The sequence below is a fragment of the Desulfoplanes formicivorans genome, assembly GCF_001748225.1.
In the GTDB taxonomy this organism is placed as follows: Bacteria; Desulfobacterota; Desulfovibrionia; order Desulfovibrionales; family Desulfomicrobiaceae; genus Desulfoplanes; species Desulfoplanes formicivorans.
The window spans coordinates 189815-208616 of the sequence record NZ_BDFE01000017.1 but is presented as its reverse complement, the minus strand read 5'-3'; the positions used below and the strand labels follow the sequence as shown (position 1 = coordinate 208616).

The 18802-nt window shown below is 54.2% G+C and carries 15 protein-coding genes; 2 read left to right on the top strand and 13 right to left on the bottom strand.

Translation table 11 applies throughout. From position 1 onward, the window contains the following. Positions 1–23: 23 nt before the first annotated feature. Complete coding sequence (locus DPF_RS10145; protein WP_069859557.1) at positions 24–1304, top strand: L-cysteine desulfidase family protein; 1281 nt, start codon at positions 24–26, stop codon at positions 1302–1304. Positions 1305–1628: 324 nt separating this feature from the next. On the opposite strand, the gene DPF_RS10140 is transcribed toward DPF_RS10145, so the two are convergent. From DPF_RS10140 to DPF_RS10090, 11 genes are all read right to left on the bottom strand, one after another. Next, the gene (locus DPF_RS10140) at positions 1629–2603 is read right to left on the bottom strand and encodes an alpha-ketoacid dehydrogenase subunit beta (protein WP_069859556.1); all 975 of its coding nucleotides are present in this window, start codon (positions 2601–2603) and stop codon (positions 1629–1631) included. Positions 2604–2605: 2 nt separating this feature from the next. Then, positions 2606–3598: a thiamine pyrophosphate-dependent dehydrogenase E1 component subunit alpha gene (locus tag DPF_RS10135; protein WP_069859555.1), complete on the bottom strand. Its 993-nt coding sequence runs from the start codon at positions 3596–3598 to the stop codon at positions 2606–2608. Between the two features lie 469 nt (positions 3599–4067). After that, a complete protein-coding gene (locus tag DPF_RS10130) occupies positions 4068–5339 on the bottom strand; it encodes a Zn-dependent hydrolase (RefSeq protein WP_069859554.1) in 1272 nt (423 codons plus the stop codon). Positions 5340–5359: 20 nt separating this feature from the next. Further along, positions 5360–6487, bottom strand: coding sequence for an iron-containing alcohol dehydrogenase family protein (locus tag DPF_RS10125; protein ID WP_069859553.1), 1128 nt, complete (start codon positions 6485–6487; stop codon positions 5360–5362). A 157-nt stretch (positions 6488–6644) separates the two neighbouring features. After that, positions 6645–7979 (bottom strand): aminotransferase class III-fold pyridoxal phosphate-dependent enzyme, encoded by a 1335-nt coding sequence (locus DPF_RS10120; protein ID WP_069859552.1) that lies wholly within the window; start codon positions 7977–7979, stop codon positions 6645–6647. A 178-nt stretch (positions 7980–8157) separates the two neighbouring features. After that, the gene (locus tag DPF_RS10115; RefSeq protein WP_069859551.1) at positions 8158–9750 is read right to left on the bottom strand and encodes an amidohydrolase; all 1593 of its coding nucleotides are present in this window, start codon (positions 9748–9750) and stop codon (positions 8158–8160) included. A 61-nt stretch (positions 9751–9811) separates the two neighbouring features. Continuing rightward, complete coding sequence (locus DPF_RS10110) at positions 9812–10906, bottom strand: branched-chain amino acid ABC transporter permease (protein ID WP_069859550.1); 1095 nt, start codon at positions 10904–10906, stop codon at positions 9812–9814. A 2-nt stretch (positions 10907–10908) separates the two neighbouring features. Next, on the bottom strand, positions 10909–11772 hold the full coding sequence (locus tag DPF_RS10105) for a branched-chain amino acid ABC transporter permease (protein ID WP_069859549.1): 864 nt from the start codon (positions 11770–11772) through the stop codon (positions 10909–10911). Between the two features lie 66 nt (positions 11773–11838). Next, positions 11839–13059, bottom strand: a complete 1221-nt coding sequence (locus DPF_RS10100) for an ABC transporter substrate-binding protein (protein WP_069859548.1) — start codon at positions 13057–13059, stop codon at positions 11839–11841. An 80-nt stretch (positions 13060–13139) separates the two neighbouring features. After that, entirely contained in the window at positions 13140–13850 is a 711-nt protein-coding gene (locus DPF_RS10095) for an ABC transporter ATP-binding protein (RefSeq protein WP_218069981.1), read from the bottom strand. After that, a complete protein-coding gene (locus DPF_RS10090) occupies positions 13844–14584 on the bottom strand; it encodes an ABC transporter ATP-binding protein (RefSeq protein WP_218069980.1) in 741 nt (246 codons plus the stop codon). The genes DPF_RS10095 and DPF_RS10090 overlap by 7 nt, the downstream gene beginning before the upstream one ends. A gap of 437 nt (positions 14585–15021) precedes the next feature. On the opposite strand from DPF_RS10090, the gene DPF_RS10085 reads away from it, so the two are divergent. Beyond that, complete coding sequence (locus tag DPF_RS10085) at positions 15022–15588, top strand: helix-turn-helix domain-containing protein (RefSeq protein ID WP_218069979.1); 567 nt, start codon at positions 15022–15024, stop codon at positions 15586–15588. 671 nt (positions 15589–16259) lie between these two features. On the opposite strand, the gene DPF_RS10080 is transcribed toward DPF_RS10085, so the two are convergent. Beyond that, entirely contained in the window at positions 16260–17816 is a 1557-nt protein-coding gene (locus DPF_RS10080) for a nuclease domain-containing protein (RefSeq protein ID WP_069859546.1), read from the bottom strand. Beyond that, positions 17813–18802: an McrB family protein gene (locus tag DPF_RS10075; protein ID WP_069859545.1), complete on the bottom strand. Its 990-nt coding sequence runs from the start codon at positions 18800–18802 to the stop codon at positions 17813–17815. The genes DPF_RS10080 and DPF_RS10075 overlap by 4 nt, the downstream gene beginning before the upstream one ends.

The following is an 18802-nucleotide window of genomic DNA, read 5'->3' as shown; positions in this document are numbered from 1 at the left end:
ACAGACAGATGCAAGGACACATCATGGAAACAACCGACAAGAGATACAAGGCCTATGTGGCCATTTTGCAGGAGGAACTCGTCCCGGCCATGGGCTGTACCGAGCCCATTGCCATTGCCTATGCCGCTGCCAAGGCACGGGATGTTCTCGGACAAACGCCCGACAGGGTGGTCATTGAGGCCAGTGATAACATCATCAAGAATGTCAAAAGTGTGGTGGTCCCCAATACCGGGTATCTGAAAGGCATTGAGGCTGCGGCTGCAGCAGGCATCGTGGCCGGGGATGCAAACAAGGTTCTTGAAGTTCTCTCATGCGTGGATGATGCAGGACGGGCTCGCATTGGGGATTTTTTGAAAAACACCCCAGTGCAGGTGAAAAATACCCAAAGCGGGTTCCTTTTTGACATCATTGTTACGGTGTATGCCGGATCCCTTGAAGCGGCGGTGCGCATTGCTCATTTTCATACCAACATCATCCGCATCACCCGCAATGGCGAGGTCCTTTTTTCAGATGGGAACTGTGATGATGTGGAAACTTCATCCCTTACGGATCGGTCCCTTTTGAATGTTGAGGATATCCTGGATTTTGCAACCTCCGTGGACCTTGCCCATGTCAACGACCTGATCCAGCGCCAGGTGGAATACAACTACCGCATTGCCCAGGAGGGCATTAACGGGGATTGGGGGGCCAATGTGGGTTCTGTCCTTGTGAAGACGTGGGGGGATGACATCAAGATACGGGCCAAGGCCATGGCCGCGGCCGGGTCTGATGCCCGCATGAGCGGATGTGAACTTCCCGTGGTCATTGTCTCGGGATCGGGCAATCAGGGCATCACCGCTTCGGTTCCGGTCATTGAATATGCTAGGGAGCTGGGTGCTGATCAGGAGACCCTCTTCCGGGCCCTTGTGGTCTCCAATCTCATCACCATCCATCAAAAAACAGGTATCGGCCGCCTTTCCGCCTATTGTGGCGCCATAAGCGCTGGTGTGGGTGCCGGGGCTGGCATCGCCTGGCTCCACGGCGGGGGCTATGAAGAGATCGCCCACACCGTGGTGAATGCCCTGGCCATTGTGTCAGGCATCATCTGCGACGGCGCCAAGCCTTCGTGTGCCGGCAAGATTGCTGCTGCAGTGGAAGCCGGCATCCTTGGTTATTACATGTACCAGCATGGCCAACAGTTTTATGGTGGAGAGGGCATTGTGACAAAGGGGGTGGAGAACACCATTGCCAACATCGGCCGGTTGGGCCGGGACGGCATGCGTGAAACCGACAAGGAGATCATCCGCATTATGTTGGGTGAGTAAAAGCCGGGGATATTGCACAAGAGTGGTAAGGGCCGTGCTTTGATGGACGCATATCAAAGCCTGGGCCCGTCACTTTCCCGGGCAGCACAAGGGCAAGGCCAAAACAGCTGTTTGCCCGGCAGCCATGGCTCATTGTTCGGGCAATGGGCTTTCCAAATTCGCCACGATGGGTCCATTGCACTCAAACCGAGGAAGAATCCTTTCTTTCAATGAGTTTCAGCAGGATTTTGTGGATCTACAAACCTGATTTCCCCCCGTTCTCTGTATGAGATCGGGGGGAAATCAGGTTTTGGGGTGCAATACAAGATGCGGGCAAACCCATGCCTACATGATGGATCGTACAGCCTCGGCGATTTTCTGGGCATTGGGCATGTAGAATTGTTCCTGGGGAGGCGAGAACGGCACAGGGATGTCGGGTCCGGCCACGCGGCGCACTGGGGCACTGAGGGAGCTGAATCCCTCTTCCGCGGCCAGTGCCGCCAGTTCTGCGCCAAAACCGCAGAACTTGGTGGCCTCATGCACTATCACCAGTCGTCCGGTACGGGCAATGGATTCCAGAATGGTTTCACGGTCCAGGGGAACCAGGGTACGCAGGTCGATCACCTCCACGGACACGCCTTCAGCTTCCAGTTTTTCTGCAGCTTCCAGGGCAGCAAACATCAGACCGCCGTAGCCAACAACGGTTACGTCGTTTCCTGGGCGACGGATGGCTGCCTTGCCAAGGGGCACACGCACATCGCCTGGAGGCACCGGACCCTTGGTCCAGTAGAGCCCCATCTCTTCCACCACAATGACCGGATCAGGGTCAAAGATGGCAGAAAGCAGCAAACCTTTGGCATCAGCCGGTGTGGACGCAAAGGTTACCTTGAGTCCCGGGATATGGGCCAGCCACGTTTCCAGATTGTGCGAATGCTGGCATCCGGCGCTCATGACTCCGGCCTTGACGCGTACAGTGAGGGGAAAGGCGGTTTTGCCACCGCTTAAGTAGCGCAATTTGGCAGCATGGTTCACCAGCATATCCGAGGCCAGGGTGATGAAGGGAAAAAACATGATTTCCACCACAGGGAGCAGTCCCATGGCCGAGGCGCCCACGGCCAGGCCTGCAATGGCCGCCTCGCTGACCGGGGTGTCCCGGACACGTTTGGGACCAAAGGTTTCCAACAGACCGTGGGTGGGCATGAGGGGATTGGCATGAATGGAGACCCCGATTCCTTCTCCGGCCAGAAAAACACGATCGTCCATTTCCATGGCCAGACGCAGCCCGTTCTGAATGGCAACACCAGTGTGGAGATTCTGCATGGCTATATCCTCCCTGTCTCTTCTTCGGCACGGGCCCAGAGGTGATCAAAAGCGGCCTGGGGCGCGGGATAGGGACTTGCATCGGCAAATTCCAGGGCAGCATCAATGCTTGCTTCTGCATCCCGGTACATGACCTCTGCCTGGGCAGCATCAACCACCCCATCCTGTTCCAGACGGGTGCGAAACAGCTTGATGGGGTCACGCTGGGCCCAGAAGGCGATTTCTTCGGGATCAACATACTCTTGGTGATCGTACTCCCCATGGCCGCGCATGCGGTAGGTGGCCAGTTCCATGAGGGCAGGCCCCTGCCCCTGGCGACAACGGGCGATCATTTCCAGGGACGTGTCCAGTATTTCATCGGGATCGTTGCCGTTTACCAGCTTTCCGGGCATGCCGTATCCTGCTGCACGTGTGACAATGTTGCTCACGGAGCAATGATCCTTCAAACTCTGGGCCCCTGCCCAGCAGTTGTTTTCGCAGACAAAGAGCAGGGGAAGGTGCCAGACTCCGGCCATGTTCATGGCTTCATGCACCGAGCCTTCGGCTGCTGCACCATCGCCGAAAAAAACCATGGTCACGGCATCCTCTTCCTTGTACTGCTGGGCAAAGGCCGCACCCATGGCCAGAAGCGGCCCGGCACCCACCACTGTGGAGGTCATGAGGACATTCAGATGGGGAACCGCCATATGCAGAGTACCGGACTTGCCGTGGTTCACTCCGGTTTCCTTGCCCATGATCTCTGCCAGCAGGGACTGGGGGGTGGCTCCGCGGGCCAGCAGATGGGCGTGGCTTCGATGATTGGTTACGATGACGTCTTCGGGACCAAGAGCAAGCACTGCAGCCACGGCCGCCTCCTGACCCGTGGCCAGGATCTGCATGCCGGGCAGTCGGTCCTTTTGGGCTGCCAGGTGTGCAATGCGGTCTTCAAAGGCCCGGGTGAGCAACATTTTTTCCAGTATGGATCGTCGTAATGCGTTCTTTGTCTCCTTTGCCATGCAAACCTCCATGGGAAAATCGTTTTCGGGATGAATGAAGAGTACCCAATGGATCCTGTTGTACAGGGTAACGATAACATGGGCATACGCTGGAGTCACGCAAAGGTTGTACCCGGAAGTGGCAGAAGGGGATGTTTTCCTTGGGTCAACCCGTTGTTGCCTGTTCAGAAAATGGATTGGAAAGGAGGTTTGCGGGCCCGGATGGTCGTGCCCATGTCGCTTGTTTTCAGAGAAGGGATATGCAGAAGAAGTATGGGATATGTATGATACTTCCGGTATACAGGTTGAATAGCGACACGAATCAACCTGTATACCGGTGAAAAAGATTCCCTTGCTTATGGGGAATCAGCACAAGGGGTGGAGGTTATGGTTCACGGACAATTGTCCATTTGACTGGAGTGCATGACCTTGTCCACGTTTCTGAGTTTCTTCTTGGCGGAGTTGATGACCCCATGATCGAAACCTGCCGTCACATGTTACGTTTGGCATCAGCCTTGAGGACCGCATTGAGCAGAACCGTTGCACCCGAGGTACAATGTTGCGGGGACGAGTATTCCCGTTCGCAATGGGACAGGCCGTCTTTGGACTGAACAAAGACCATGGCTGTGGGCAGCATGTAGGAAACAAACTGGGCATCATGACCTGCTCCGGAATGGAGGATCTGATGTTTGACACCTGTCTCTTCTGCAGCTTCCTTGAGATACCTCACCAGGGTTTTGTCCCAGTAAACAGTATTACGGTTCCACATTGTTTCGACCCTGCAGGTACACCCTGCCCATGTTTTATCCGCACAGTCTGCAACAATGCCAAGGACCTTTTCAAGCACGTCAGCACGCTCATGCCGAACATCTATGGAAAAATCCACTTCGTCTGGAACACAGGTATGAACGTTGGGATGGCATGCGATTTCACCGGTTGTATACACCAGATCCTCGTATCCCAGGGCATCGATTTTTTCATGCAGAGAACAAAGTGCCTGGGATGCGGCAAAAAGGGCATCCTGCCTCTTGGGCATGGGAAAGGTTCCTGCATGGACTGTCTGGCCATAGAATCGCAGACGGCAGTTGAACATTCCAAGGACGCAATCCACCACTCCCACATGGTTTCCCGCATCTTCCAAAATCGGGCCCTGCTCGATATGCAGTTCGAACATGCACGAGTATGCATCCGGAGAGAGACGGTTGGCCCTGTCTCCTTTGAATCCCGAAGCATCAAGGGCCTTTCCAAAGGTGTCCTCCCTGTTGAGAACGTTATTGGAGGCCATCATGTCATCATATCGAAAGTTCCTTCTCACATCTTCAGGCAGAAAATCGTAACAAACAATGCCCGAGGCCATCATGGCGGGAGGATAGAGAGAACCTTCCTCATTGGTCCATATCATGGCGGTGAGGGGATGTACGTGGTCGATGTTCTGCTCGACCACGGTTTCCAGTACTTCCATGGCCGCCAGAACCCCGAGTATCCCGTCGTAATTGCCGCCGTTTTTCACGGAATCCACGTGGGAGCCCATGACGATACGCTTGGCCGAAGGATCGGTTCCCGGAAGCGTTGCATAGACATTGGCCACATCGTCGATTTCAATGATGGCCCCAATGGCCTTCATCCGCCTGATAAATTCGTTTCTTGCCCGGATATCTTCAGGAGAGAGGGCGTACCGGGTGATACCGCCATGCCCGGTATCGCCAAACCGGCTGAAGCTTTTGATTTTTTCAGTCATTCTCTCGAGACTGCATGTGTACATGTAAACGCTCCTCTCTTTGATCACGCATTCACCTGCAATGAGGCCAGATACATGGCTTTGATATCCTCTTGCGTCGGTTCGACCCTGCTGTTGGCAATGTTCTTCGTGTGCATTGCCTTTTGGCTGAAACTTAAGATCTCTTCCCTGGTGATTGTTTCTTTTGAGCCGAGCAGTCTGTCCAGAAAGGTTTGGAATGCATCCACATCTTTTACCTGCATGGGGGCCAGAATGTCGTTGACCAGCTGTGGGTCGTCCTGTTGAACAAACTTCAAATATTCGGCAAGGAGCAGACCGTTTGCACGGCCATGATCAATATCCTTGAAGTAGGTCAACGAATAGCCCATGGCATGGACCGCTGTTGTTCCGGTCTGGGCGATGACCATCCCGGCAAGAAGGGCGCATTGGGCCAGTTGCTCTCTTGTTGCTTCAGAAAATTTTGTCCATTGCGGAGCAGGAGCTTCGGCCAGCTCCGGGGCACATTGAGCAAAGAGCCTGATGCTTTCCTTGGCCAGGGCGTTGGATATAACGGACGCACGCACGCTTAACATGCCCTCCACGGCATGAGACAGGGCATCCATGGCTGTATTGATGGTTGTTGTTGCCGGTAGACCGGCCATATATCGAGGGTCGATATAGGCCACTTTGGGAAAAATTTTCGGTGTTGCAATGCTGGTTTTTGTTGCGGCGGCATCATTGGTCAATATGGAATACTGAGTGACTTCCGATCCGGTACCTGCCGTGGTGGGCACTGCTATAATGGGCAGGACGTCTCCGGGATAGTTTCCGGTAAACAGGTCCTTTTCTTCAATATCCTGTGCCGCAAGCAAAGCCATGGCTTTTGCCGCGTCCATGGGTGAGCCGCCGCCTATGGCAATGATGCAGTCAACCTTGTTTTTCCTGGCAAAAGCAGCCCCTTCATAACTGCAGGCAATGGTCGGATTGCTCATGACCTTGTCGAACACCACATAGTCCATTCCTTCCTTTTCCAGGGCCTTGATCACATCGGCCTGGGAACCGTTTTTCTTGGCCGAGCTGCGTCCCGTGACGAGCATTGCTTTTGAGCCATGGGCTCTGATGGCTGCACTATGGGCCACAATGCATCCTTTTCCGGAGAAAACCTTGGTCGGCATACTGTATGTATAACTCATTTTTTCCTCATCTCGTCATGATGCCAATGGATGTTTTTGTAGCTCATCCTGGTGGCTGCAAAAAGGGGCGATTCATGAATCGCCCCCGCACCATTGGTGATCATGTGGTTAAAGATGTTTTTTCACGCATACTTGGGAAGTGTATTACAGCAAGCAGCTAAATCATGGCATCGACTTCAGTCAACACCTCATCCATGATGGCCATGGCGTCTTTCAATTCTTTTTCGGTGATGATGAGCGGCGGGGCGATCATGATACAATTTTCATGGGTGTAGGTACTGAATCCCCTGGCCATGAGCATGCCCAGAATTCTGGGCATGATTTTATGGGGATCGCTTCCGTAGGGCACAATGGGTTCATGGGTGGCACGATCCTTTACCAGCTCGATGGCCGAGAACAGTCCGATATACCGCACCTCACCGACACAGGGGTGCTTTTCCCGCAAATCTTCCAGGATGTTACCCAGAAGCACCCCGCGCTCTTTGGCCCGGGCGATGAGATTCAGCTCCTTGTACACCCCCAGGGTGGCAATACCGGCCGCACATCCCATGGGATGTCCCGAATAGGTCAATCCGCAATAGAGAACGTTTTCATCAAAATGATCCGCGATTTCCCGGCTGACAATGACTCCGCCCAGGGGCACATAGCCGCAGGTAATGCCCTTGGCAAAGGTGATCATGTCGGGTTGGACGTGATAATTGTCTATGGCAAACCATTCTCCTGTGCGTCCCCATCCGGCCATGACCTCATCACAGACCATCATGATGCCGAATTCGGTGCAAAGATCGCGTACCCCCTGCATATAACCCTTGGGAGGGATGATGCCACCGTTGCTTCCGGTTACGGATTCAAGGACAATGGCGGCGATCTGGTCACGGCCTTCATAGAGAATCTGTTCCCTGAGACGGGCAAGGTAGTAGGCGGTTGCCGCTTCTTCATTTTCAAAGCGTATGGGTGCCTGATAAATATATGGATCGAAAAATTTGATGAACCCGGGAATACCCGGTTCACAGGTATAGCGGCGCGGTTCTCCGGTCAGGTTGGCTGCTCCGTATGTTGCACCATGATAGGAACGATAACGTGAAAAGATTTTGTGACGTCCCGTGACCATCTTGGCGATCTTGATGGCGTTTTCATTGGCCTCGGCTCCTGCCAGGGTGAAAAACACCTTGCCCATATTGTCCGGAGCAACATCAATGATCATCTCGGCAACCTGTGATCTGACGTCAATGGCACAGGCAGGTGAAATAAAAGGAAGCTTCTCCGCCTGCTCCTGAATGGCAGCAATGACCTTCTTGTTGCCATGTCCGATATTCATGTTCACCAGCTGCGAGGACATGTCGTAATATCGTTTGCCATCGCCATCCCAGAAATAGATTCCTTCTGCCCTTGTTATGACCTTGGGTGAGAGTTTCTTCTGGGCGGACCATGAATGCAGATTATATTTTTTGGATTTCTCCATTATCTCTTGGGGATCTGTCAGTCGCTTCATCGTTGTTTTCCTGTTGTTGAGGTTCTGAATTTATATGATTTGAGGTTCATGGGGCAAATGCGGCCCTGGCGTTACAAAGGTTTTTTGCTTGATGGCTGTGTATTTCCAAAGAGAACGTCTCTTCAAACATTCCTGTCAGACAAACAGGTTCCCCCTTCCGTAAGTTCAGGAAGGGGAACTAGGCCGAGTACACGGTTTCACCGCCGACAATGGTTTGTAGAACTCTGGTTGCAGAGATGGTTTCCGGTGACACGGTGGTCATGTCACGGTCCAACAGGACCATGTCCGCCAGTTTACCTGGGGTCAGGGTGCCCCGGTGGTTTTCGGATCGACTGCACAGGGCGGCCATGCTGGTGTAGGCAGCCACTGCGCCGTAGGGGGTGACCCCCAGGTCCGGGCCCAGGACTTTGCCGTCACGGGTGACGCGGTTTACGGCGGTGTGAATGGAATCAATGACCTGAGCGGGCAGCACCGGGGTGTCCACATGAAGGGTGAAGGGCAGCCCCATGGCTTCGGCCTCGCCCGCTGGATCAATACGTGCCGATCGCTCGGGGCCGAGAAAGATCTTCTGGTGGCGATCGCCCCAGTTGTGAATATGCTTGCAGAAAAAGCTGGGTATCAGGCCCGCCTTGCGAATCCTGAGCAACTGGTCCCTGTGGGCCATCTGGCAGTGAATGAGCATGTGGCGCGGGGATGCATCAGACCCGACGACTCCGGCCTTTTCCATGGCGGTGATGATGGCTTCAATGGCCGCATCTCCGTTGCCGTGAATGGACATGTGGTGTCCGGCACGGTGATACCTGGCCACCTGTTCCTCGAATTCCTCCGGGTCCACGATGAGTTTGCCCTTCCAGTCCTGTCTGTCGGCGTAGGGGGCCAGAAGAGCGGCCGTCTCGGTCTGGATGGCGCCGTCCACAAACAGCTTCACCCCGCCCAGCAGAACGCGGGTATCTCCCATTTCCGTATAGGGCTCGGGCTGCATCCGGTCGAAAATTTCGGGCAAAGCGGAAAGAAAGACCCGCATACCCAGACGCCCCTCGGCTTCAAGGCGGCGGTAAGCGGAAAGGACCACATCGGGCATGCCTTCCAGACCGAGCCCTCCGTCGTGCACCCCGGTGATGCCCTGGGCGTTGAATTCCCTGACGGCCCCATCCAGCAGGTCCACATAGGTTTCGGGATCAGGGGAGCCAAGCCGGTCGGAAATGGCGAACCAGGCGGTTTCGTCGAGACGTCCTGTTGGCTTGCCATCAGCATCCTTGTGGATGATCCCGCCTTCGGGATCGGGCGTGTCCGGTCCGATGCCCATATGCTCCAGGGCCCTGGTGTTCAAAAACGCGAGGTGAACCGAGATGTGGATGATGACAACCGGACGGTCTCGGGACACCTCATCAAGGTCGTGGCGTGAGATCTGGCGACCGTCTTGGAGCAGGGTGTCGTCATAGCAGTACCCGACGATGATGGGGTCCTCGGAGCTGGCCGCATGCTTCCTGAGGGTATCCACCACCTGGGCAATGGTCTCGCATGCCCCCAGGTAGGCGTTTTTCCGGCAGACAGCATACATGGAAAGATGGTTGTGGGTCTCGTTGAATCCGGGGAAAAGAGCACCTCCCTGCATGTCCACCCTGTTGCAGTCGGGACCGGCAAGGGCGGTCATGGCCTCATGTCCGCCCACTCCGAGAATCCGGCTTCCCTCGGTGACCAGGGCATCGGCCTGCCAGAGCCTCTGGTCCATGGTCACCACCGTACCATTTTCGTACAACGTCCTTTTCATTGTTTTTCACTCTTCTTCAGTTGTATTGTCATGCCAAATGACCCGTGCAGGTACAATCAGGTCAGTCGTTTGCGTTGGAAACCGTGATCCCGGGCAGGAAAGATATGTTTTCCGGACCTTTTTCTGCTGGTTTTTCGCAGGCCGCACTCCGGATTTTTCTGGCTGCTCGTTTTCGGAAACCTTCCCTGACCGACTCCAGGATTCCCCAGATACCGCCCCGGGCAAAAAGGACAAAAAGGATGAAGACCACGCCCTGGATGATGAGCCAGCGGTCCCACAGGGTGCTGGCAAATTCCGACGCCATGGTAATGAGACCTGCGCCGATAACCGGACCTACCAGGGTTCCCATTCCGCCGATAAGGACCATCATGACGATGTTGCCCGAGGTTTCAAAATGCACGCTGTGGAGGTGGGCAAAGTTGATGTGCATGCAGTAGAGGCTGCCGGCCAGTCCCATGAACATGCCGCCGAGAACGAATACGGCAATTTTGTACAGCCGGACATTGTACCCAATGGCTTGGGCCCGGACCTCGTTTTCCCGGATGCCTTTGAGGACGGCACCAAAGGGGGAAAGGGTGATGCGGCGTATGATCATGAACGAGATGAGAAAGACGGTGGCAGCAAAGAGATAAAAGGAAAGAGACGATTGGAGGTCGATGCTGAAGATGCCGGGAATTTCAAGATTGGGCCGGGGAACCCCTGTGAGCCCGTCATCGCCTCCGGTCAGATCGCTCCATTGGTACGCGATAAAATAGATGAGTTCGTTAAAGGCCAGGGTAAGGAGCACGGAATAGCTTCCCGAGCGTGTGGAGGCCAGCCATCCGAAGAGCAGGGAAAGGAGGGCGGCTGCGGCAACCCCGCAGAAAACAGCCGCAAAAATGTTCTGGGTAAGATGGATGAGGGTCAGGGAGGTCACATAGACCCCGGTGCCGAAAAACGAGGCCTGGCAGAATATCATCACCCCCGTGTAGCCAAGGCAAAGGTCAAAGGCCACGGCTGCCAGGGCAAAGAGGACGATTTCCGTGCCCAGGGCATAATAGGGCAGGATCAGGGGCAACAGGGCCAGGGTCAAAAGGAGTCCCGGAAACATGGCGTTGTCCGGACGGATGAAGGAGAAGAGGTTTTTTGGTGGTTTGTTTGTGGTGAAGGTTGTCATGATTAATCCCTTATTCCCATAAGTCCTCGTGGTCTCATCAGCAGGATGAAGGCCATGATCACGAAGACGATGATGACGGATGCGCTCGGCAAAACCAGGGTGATGAGACTCTGGGAGAGGCCCACAATAAGGCCGCCGAGGACTGCGCCGATAAAACTTCCCATGCCGCCTATGACCACAACGGCAAAGCATATGCCGAGGATGAGATCACCCATGAAGGGCTCCACCCCGCGCATGGGAGCCGCCAGAACGCCGCCGAGTCCTGCCAGAGCCTGGGCCAGACCGAATATCAGGGTGAACACCAGGGAGACATTGATACCCAGGCAGCTGACCATATCCGAATTTTCCGTGCCGGCCCGGATAATGGACCCGTAGCGTGTCTTTTCAATGAAAAGCCACATGCCCACAGTGAGCACAAGGACCAGAAAGAAGATGAATACCCGGTAGACGGGAAAGAACAGGGTACCTATTTTTACCACCCCCACCAGGGCTTCGGGCATGGAAAAACTCTTGCCCACGGGTCCGTAGATGAGGATGAGCACTTCCCGGCCGATGAGAGCCAGACCGAAGGTCATGAGGATCTGGTAGAGGATGTTCTGGCCGTAAAGACGGCGCAGGAGGGTCCGCTCCAGAATCATGCCGACCCCGGCGGTCATCAGGGGAACCACGAGCAACGCACTCCAGAAATCTCCGGTAACCTGAACATAGGAATAGGCAAAGTAGGCGCCCAGGGCGAAGAAAAGACCGTGGGCAAAATTGATGATGTCCATCATGCCCCAGACAATGGTCAGGCCCATGGCCAGCATGACGTAGATCATGCCCAGCACCAGGCCGTTGAATATTTGCAGTACGATGAGGTTGGTCATTATGAAAGTCCTGTGCGAAAAATCCGGCACCACACCATGCGGCGATGCCGGATTTTCCTTTGCGGGTTAATCCATGATGCAGCCGTTGAGTCCGCAGGCTTGGAAGTTGGCGGAGCTGCCGATGATATCGCCGAAATCCTCGGGAGTCTTCATGGCCGAAGGAGCCTTGCAGCGCACCGAGTAGTAGGGCTTGATGCACTGGTGATCGCAGGAACGGTACACTTCTTCGCCGGTGATACCTGCATATGTGTAGTCTTCAATGGCCGCGATGATCTTGGCCGGCTTGTCACTGCCTGCCCTGTCTATGGCTTCGAGCAGGGTCATGGTGGTGGCATAGGTTGAGGCCGTGACGTACGGCGGTACCTCTCCGTATTTGGCCTGGAAGGTTTTCACCAGTCGCTTGTTCTCGGGAGAGTCGATTTTGTAGAAATACTGCAACCCCCAGATGACCCCTTCCAGGATCTCCGGGCCGATGGCCTTCATCTGAGTGATGCCCGAACCCCAGGCACAGGCGATTTTGGAAACCTGTTTCAGGCCGAAGTTGTGTGCCTGTTTGAGGGCGTTGACCGTGTCCCCCCCGAAATTCAGGAAAAGGACACAATCGGCGCCTGCGGCCATGGCCTTGGTGATATGGGAACTGAAATCGGATTCACCCAGGCTGTGAAAGGAATTGCCCAGAAGCTTCAAGCCCTTGTCTGCAAGTACTTCCTTGGTATTTCTGAGGAGATCTTCACCAAAAACATATTTGGGAGTGATGGTGTAGAAGGTCTTGGCCTTGTATTCGGAAATGACGCGGGGGACGACTTCCCGGATGGCGCCCCAGGTGGGTACCTGCCAGCGGAAGGTGGAAGGGTTGCAGGCCGATCCCGTGATCTTGTCGCTTCCGCCATGACCAAAGAGGAGCATGCCGTTTTTTTTGGTGTATTCCGAAACGGCCAGAATGGTGGAGCTGCTGGGAGAGATGGTGATGATGTTGCAACCAAGGCGTTCATGGGCTTCCTGAGCTTTGCGCACGCCTTCGGCAGGATTGGGGGTGTCTCGTTCGATGAGTTCGATGGGACGTCCCAGCACCGTGCCCCCGAAGTTTTCAATGGCCAGTTGCATGCCGCGCGAAGTGTACAATCCCGTGGATGCATAGGCTCCGGACATGGTGCATCCCAGGAAGAGTTTGACAGATGCGCCGGAAGCATGGGCCTTGGCGGGCATGCCGAGACGGCCCAGGGTGAGACCGGCTGCAGCGGCGGCAGTTGATTTCAGAAAGTTCCTGCGGTTGAATTTCGTGGACATGGGGGCTCTCCTTGTGTGGGTTGGCGGAAAAGGGTGGATGAAACGATATCACATTGCACGGAAAATGATTGATGAAGAAGCTACACGCCGAGATACTGTTCCTTGAGTTCCGGGCGATGGCAAAATTCGTTGCAGCTTCCCTTGAAGACGGAAACGCCCTGCTGCAAAATACAGTACTGGTCCGTGACCACCAGAGTTGCGTTGACGTTCTGTTCCACTAGAATGATGGTTACATGCTCCTTTTTAATGAGCTGGATGGTGTTCAGGAGCATGTCGATGATGAGGGGAGCCAGGCCTTCGGTTGGCTCGTCCAGAATCAGCAGCTGGGGATCGAGACGCAGGGCCCGGGCAATGGCCAGCATCTGCTGTTCCCCGCCGCTCAACTCATTGCCCATGTTGTTGCGACGTTCTGCCAGTCGGGGAAAGAGTTCATAAATCCGTTCCAGGGACCATGCGGCATCGTCCCTGCCGGCAATGAGCATGTTCTCTTCCACGGACAGTGCCGAAAAAATCTGGCGTTCTTCAGGGACATAGCCGATGCCCAGGCGGGCGATCTGGTAGGGCTTCATCCTTGTTATGTCCGTGTCCCCAAAGGTGATACTGCCCTGCTTGGGGGTGACCAGACCCATGATGCTGCGAAGGGTGGTGGTCTTTCCGGCTCCGTTTCGTCCGAGAAAGGTGAAGCATTCGCCCGGGGCCACGTCAAAGGACAAGCCCTGGATAATGTGGCTTTTGCCGTAGTAGGAATGGATATTCTTCACGCTGATCATGGTGGAATTTGTGGCTACCATGTGGACTCTCCGAGATAGGCTTTTTTCACGATGTCGTTGTTTTGGATCTCGTCGGGCGTGCCCTTGGCAATGATCTTTCCTCCCTGCAGAACGCTGATGGTGTCCGAGATGGACATGACCACGTTCATGTGGTGCTCGATGAGCACGATGGTGAACCGTTCTGCCAGGCGATCAATGAGATCGATCATGCGCAGGGTGTCGTCCGGGCTCATGCCGCTGGTGGGCTCGTCCAAAAGGAGGAGTTCAGGTTCGGTACCAATGGCAATGGCCACGTCCAGGGACCGCTGACTGCCATAGGGGATGGTGCCTGCAGGCTCGTCGCGCAGGGCAAGAATGCCCATGAAGTCCAGGATGGCATCGGCTCGGTCGTTGATCTCGGAATTGGAAGCCGCAGTCCGGAACAGGGAGCGACCCAGCCCCGATTTGGTCTGACAGGCCAGGCGAACATTCTCGGCCACACTGAGCTCGGGGAAGATACTGGTGACCTGAAAAGAGCGGCCAATGCCCAGAAGACAGCGCTCGTGGACCGTACGCATGGAGATATCTTCCTTTTTAAACAGGACCTTGCCTGATGTGGGCGGGAAAACGCCGGCCAGAAGGTTGAAGAGGGTGGTTTTTCCCGCGCCGTTGGGGCCTATTATTGAGTGTATGGTCCCTTGACGCACGTTCAGGGTGACTTCGTTGGTGGCCAACAAGGCGCCGAAGGATTTGCAAAGTAGTTGGGTTTGCAGCACGTCTACTCCAGTTTCTGGATTTTTATTCAAGTAACTTGAATTGCTACAAGCCATAGGTATGCCAAAGATAAAAAATCTCTTAAATTTAATGTGTTATAGTATATTGCAAGGGTATGAGCAGGTTTTTTGTGACAAATTTGCAAAAACCATGATCCCTGTGATGGGGAAAAAGGCATTTTTCTTTTGCATGTTTTCTGATGTTGCTTTAAGGATAGCCTGCGGCAGTGCAAAGCCATTTGTTTTTCCATGTAATTTTATGTTTTTACAAAAAAGTATCCCCTTTTCATCCCGAGGGAAAATAGGATACGTGGAATTGTGTACGCTTGTAACCCGCGAACTATGCGTGTATTCTGATAGGTGAGCATGCATGATGCATGATTGTGAAAATGCTTGAATTTTTTTCAAGTGGATGTACGGCAGGCAAGGAGGACTGTGGCGTGAGCGAGAGTGAGAATTCCTTAGGGGTACGGATACGTCATCGAAGAACCATGAAGGGGATGCGTTTGGCGGATTTGGCCGAGGCTGTGGGGTGTTCGGAAAGCATGCTTTCCAAGATCGAGCATGGCAAAGCCAACCCTTCGTTGAAGAGTCTGCATCGCATTGCCCGGGCCTTGGATGTGAGTGCCAGCGCGCTTTTCTATCAGAGTGAGGAAGAAGATTGTATCGCGCGTGCCGGTTCACGCCCCATGATGAATGTGTCCACCCTGCGTTCGGGCAAGGATATTGTACTCGAGGCCCTGGCCCCCCATGCACCAGACAGGCTGCTCCAGGCCAATATTCATATCATCCAGCCGGGGGGACACACAGACGGGGAATATCAGCACGAAGGGGAAGACTTGGGATATGTTCTCGAAGGCCAATTGGAGCTGTTTTTGGAAGGAAACACCTATCATCTGGGCCCGGGAGACTCTTTTTTGTTTCGTTCGGAACGGAAACATAGCTACAGGAATCCAGGAAAAAGCGTGACCAGGGTTATTTGGGTGAATACCCCGCCAAGTTTTTGAAAAATCCGAAAGCCAATAAATAACATAATTGTTATTTATTGGCTTGCGTATTGGATCAAAATTTAAAAATTTTACAAAATAGTTAAATTTATTTTGATGGTATCTTTTGCCGGTATCACTCCGGCGTCCCTGCTCATTGACCTCAGAACCACCTCACAAGTTCCTGGTCCGTACGGTATTCTTCGCCCGGTTGGAAAGAATGACATTGTCCACACATCTCAACTTGTTCCTGCCGGGCGTGATGGCGGAATGCCCCAGAGCCATCATTTCCAACAGTCTGAAATGGCTGGGGTGTTCAGAAGTCTGCGGGCGCATTGCTGTACTTCAAGATTGCGGAATGCTGACACCCGCATGGTCCTCAGTCCCGGGCTCGTGGCTGCCAGCTGCATGTCATGAACGCACACGCCAGGGCGGTATTGGTGAAAATTCCCACCTGGCATCATTGCCCTTGAGGTGACCGGGTCCGAACTCACTGGTCTTCTCGTCCTCGTAGAACAGGACAAATACAGGGGCTGATTTGAATCCCCTGGACCCCTTACCAGCTGCCATACCGTCTAAAATGTACCGGCAGACCTCGTCTCGCGACCTCTTCCCTAACACAGGGGGCTCTCGTCATGGATCAAAGTCCACGTGTTCGGCTTGGGGTTATGCCATTTGTGTGGATTGCGGGATCACATCCTCATCTCCAGCCATTCTATAAAATTCCGTCCCCCTTCCCCTGTGGGCGAAAATTCCCATATTCCCCTGTTTGTTTTTTCCCTGAAAGTTTCTGAAAACCAGTCCCCACAGTCATGGGAAGCCTTGGGAGCAAGAAGGAATGAGTATCTTGGCGGACCTCCAAATTTTTTCCAGATGAGGGCATCGCGATAGATATGCACAGAGGAGAACGCGTCTCCCAGGTTGGTACGGCCCACGCGGTATTTGGCATCGAGACATGCCCACCAGGCATCGCCGTGTACTGGTTGCCATGCGATGGTGATGTCGGGACGGCGTTCTGTTGATAGTGAGTAGCGGGATGCGTTGTTGCGGGCAAAGTAACCGGGGAAGATGGGGTTGAATGCGAGATCGATTCTGGAACCGTTGGGCGCGGTACCCGTGGTTGTGGCTCCTGTACCGGAACTGGTCATGTTCAGGATGTGTCCAAACCCCTTGCTCTGCCATTTCCAATGGGGCCATTTCTTTTGGGAGGCGTGGACCAGCGTCAGGTAGCACCATATTTCATAGATCTCATAGCTGGGGCGGACAGGAGCTCCACAAGGCTGTCCCTGGTCAAGGCTGAATGCAGGGGAGATGAAAAGCCTGCTTGTGGAGTGAAAGGCGGCGTAAGCGGGATCGTCAAGAACAACAAGCAAAGCGGCCTCGCTCGGGGGATGGGGGCGAACATGTCGCAGTGGGGAGCGTTTGATGATGTTTCCGATGATTTCGGCCCCATCAAGAAGACTCCTGCTTCGATTGAGGCACCACCGGCTGGTGTCGTCCACCGGGGGGCTTTTTGCCATGGAGCGGAGAGCGATGCCTGTCGATTTCAGGGTGTGTTCGGCTTTTCGTGCCAGCCAGACCACATACCGGTTGGCAGGATGGTCAACGGTTTGAGTGATACACCGCTGGGGGAAATGGGGCTCATCACCGATCAGATCGACCCGTACCCAAGGGAGAAGCCAGGCACCGGTTTCCGGATGTCGCGTGACCCAGGCAAGGGATTCTCTGTCTGCCTTGTGCATGTTTCGCAACGCAACGTCCTGCCAATATCCCGCATCCTTGGTTCTGGGCGTTTGGCAGATGGTTGCCAGGCTTATGACCAGAGGGTTCACAAGCGGGAGCAGTGCTGTGGCCAAAAATTGCGGCGTGGGTCCCGTCTCGGTTGTTATCCTGCCATTTACCCCGCCTTCGAGTCCCACACTCACTCCGTTCAGCCAGATCTCAAGGTCGCTTAGCATGATTTGCCAGGCTTTGGGATCCAGTTTGTTTGGCGCTGGTCTGACCCGTATGGGAATAGACGTACGGGATGTTGGAGTCTCAAGATGCAGGACGCTTTTTCCCACCCAAAAACCCGTGTTCAGGGAAAAGCATCCTGGAGCGCATGCTTCAAGAGGCAGTTGATCTAGCCAGGCTCGTGTAGTTGCCGGTTCCTTGACAACGACTTCATAGGAACGGTTTTCCTCAAGGCACAGGATTCCATTGAGAGGGCCGATTTTTTCCCCCTCATGATATACGGCACATGGTGTCATGACCAAAACCTGGTAATACCCGTTGCCACAAGCTGCTGGCGCATGGATTCGATTTTTTGAACGCATTGATCAAAGGAGTGATCCCGACAGATGTCCCCAATCCCCTTGAGGGCGGTAATGAGCGCGGGACTTTCCTCACCACGAAGACGCGGCAGAATTTTGGAAAATATGGCCTGGTCCAGAAGACGATTGCCAGCATCGGTAGTGACTGATCCTCCATCCGTACAATCTCGAACAAAAGCCAGAATTTCACCGGCTACCCGATATCCAAAGTGACGACGGATAGGTTTGAGTTGCTCTTGAAGCTGGATAAGAAGCTTTTCTACTGCGGTATTACGATGTTCCGCAGGCTGACGTTCGAAATATCCCTGTAGATCAACATCCCAGAATTCAAAGGTGAATGCCCGGTCCAGAACCTTGTCGCTGAAGGGATGGGTGGTCTCGTCCATGTTCACCGTACCGCCGATAAAAAGGTTTCTGGGCCACGTAATGGACGGCGGTACATCATTGACGTTATCTTCATTACTATGGAGCACGATGGGGCCTTTGATTTCCATGGCTGAAAGAAAGGGGGCAAAATATCGCTCCACCCGGGCCATGTTCATTTCGTCCAGAATGAGAAAATAGGGGAGTTCGGGATTGCGGGCTGCACCAAGAACAATCCGCAAGCCCGGTTCTGCCTGGAATGTCGGGTCAGCATGAAGGGCATTGAGATAGCCCAGTAACCCGGACGGGTCCCGCCAGTCCGGAGAAACAGCAACAACAGCCGAATGCTTTTCCGGATCAACCCCGACAAGTTTGCAGTAGAGCCGGGCATAATGCCGCAGCAATGCCGTCTTCCCTGTTCCGGACAATCCGGAAAGAATCACAAAGCGTTTGGTGTCCAGACAATGCCATGCATGGTGGAGAGATTGAATTTGTGTGTCGGAAAAGATGTACTGGGCAGCTTCGGGATCACTGACAAAGGTGTCCTTGATCTGTTGCAA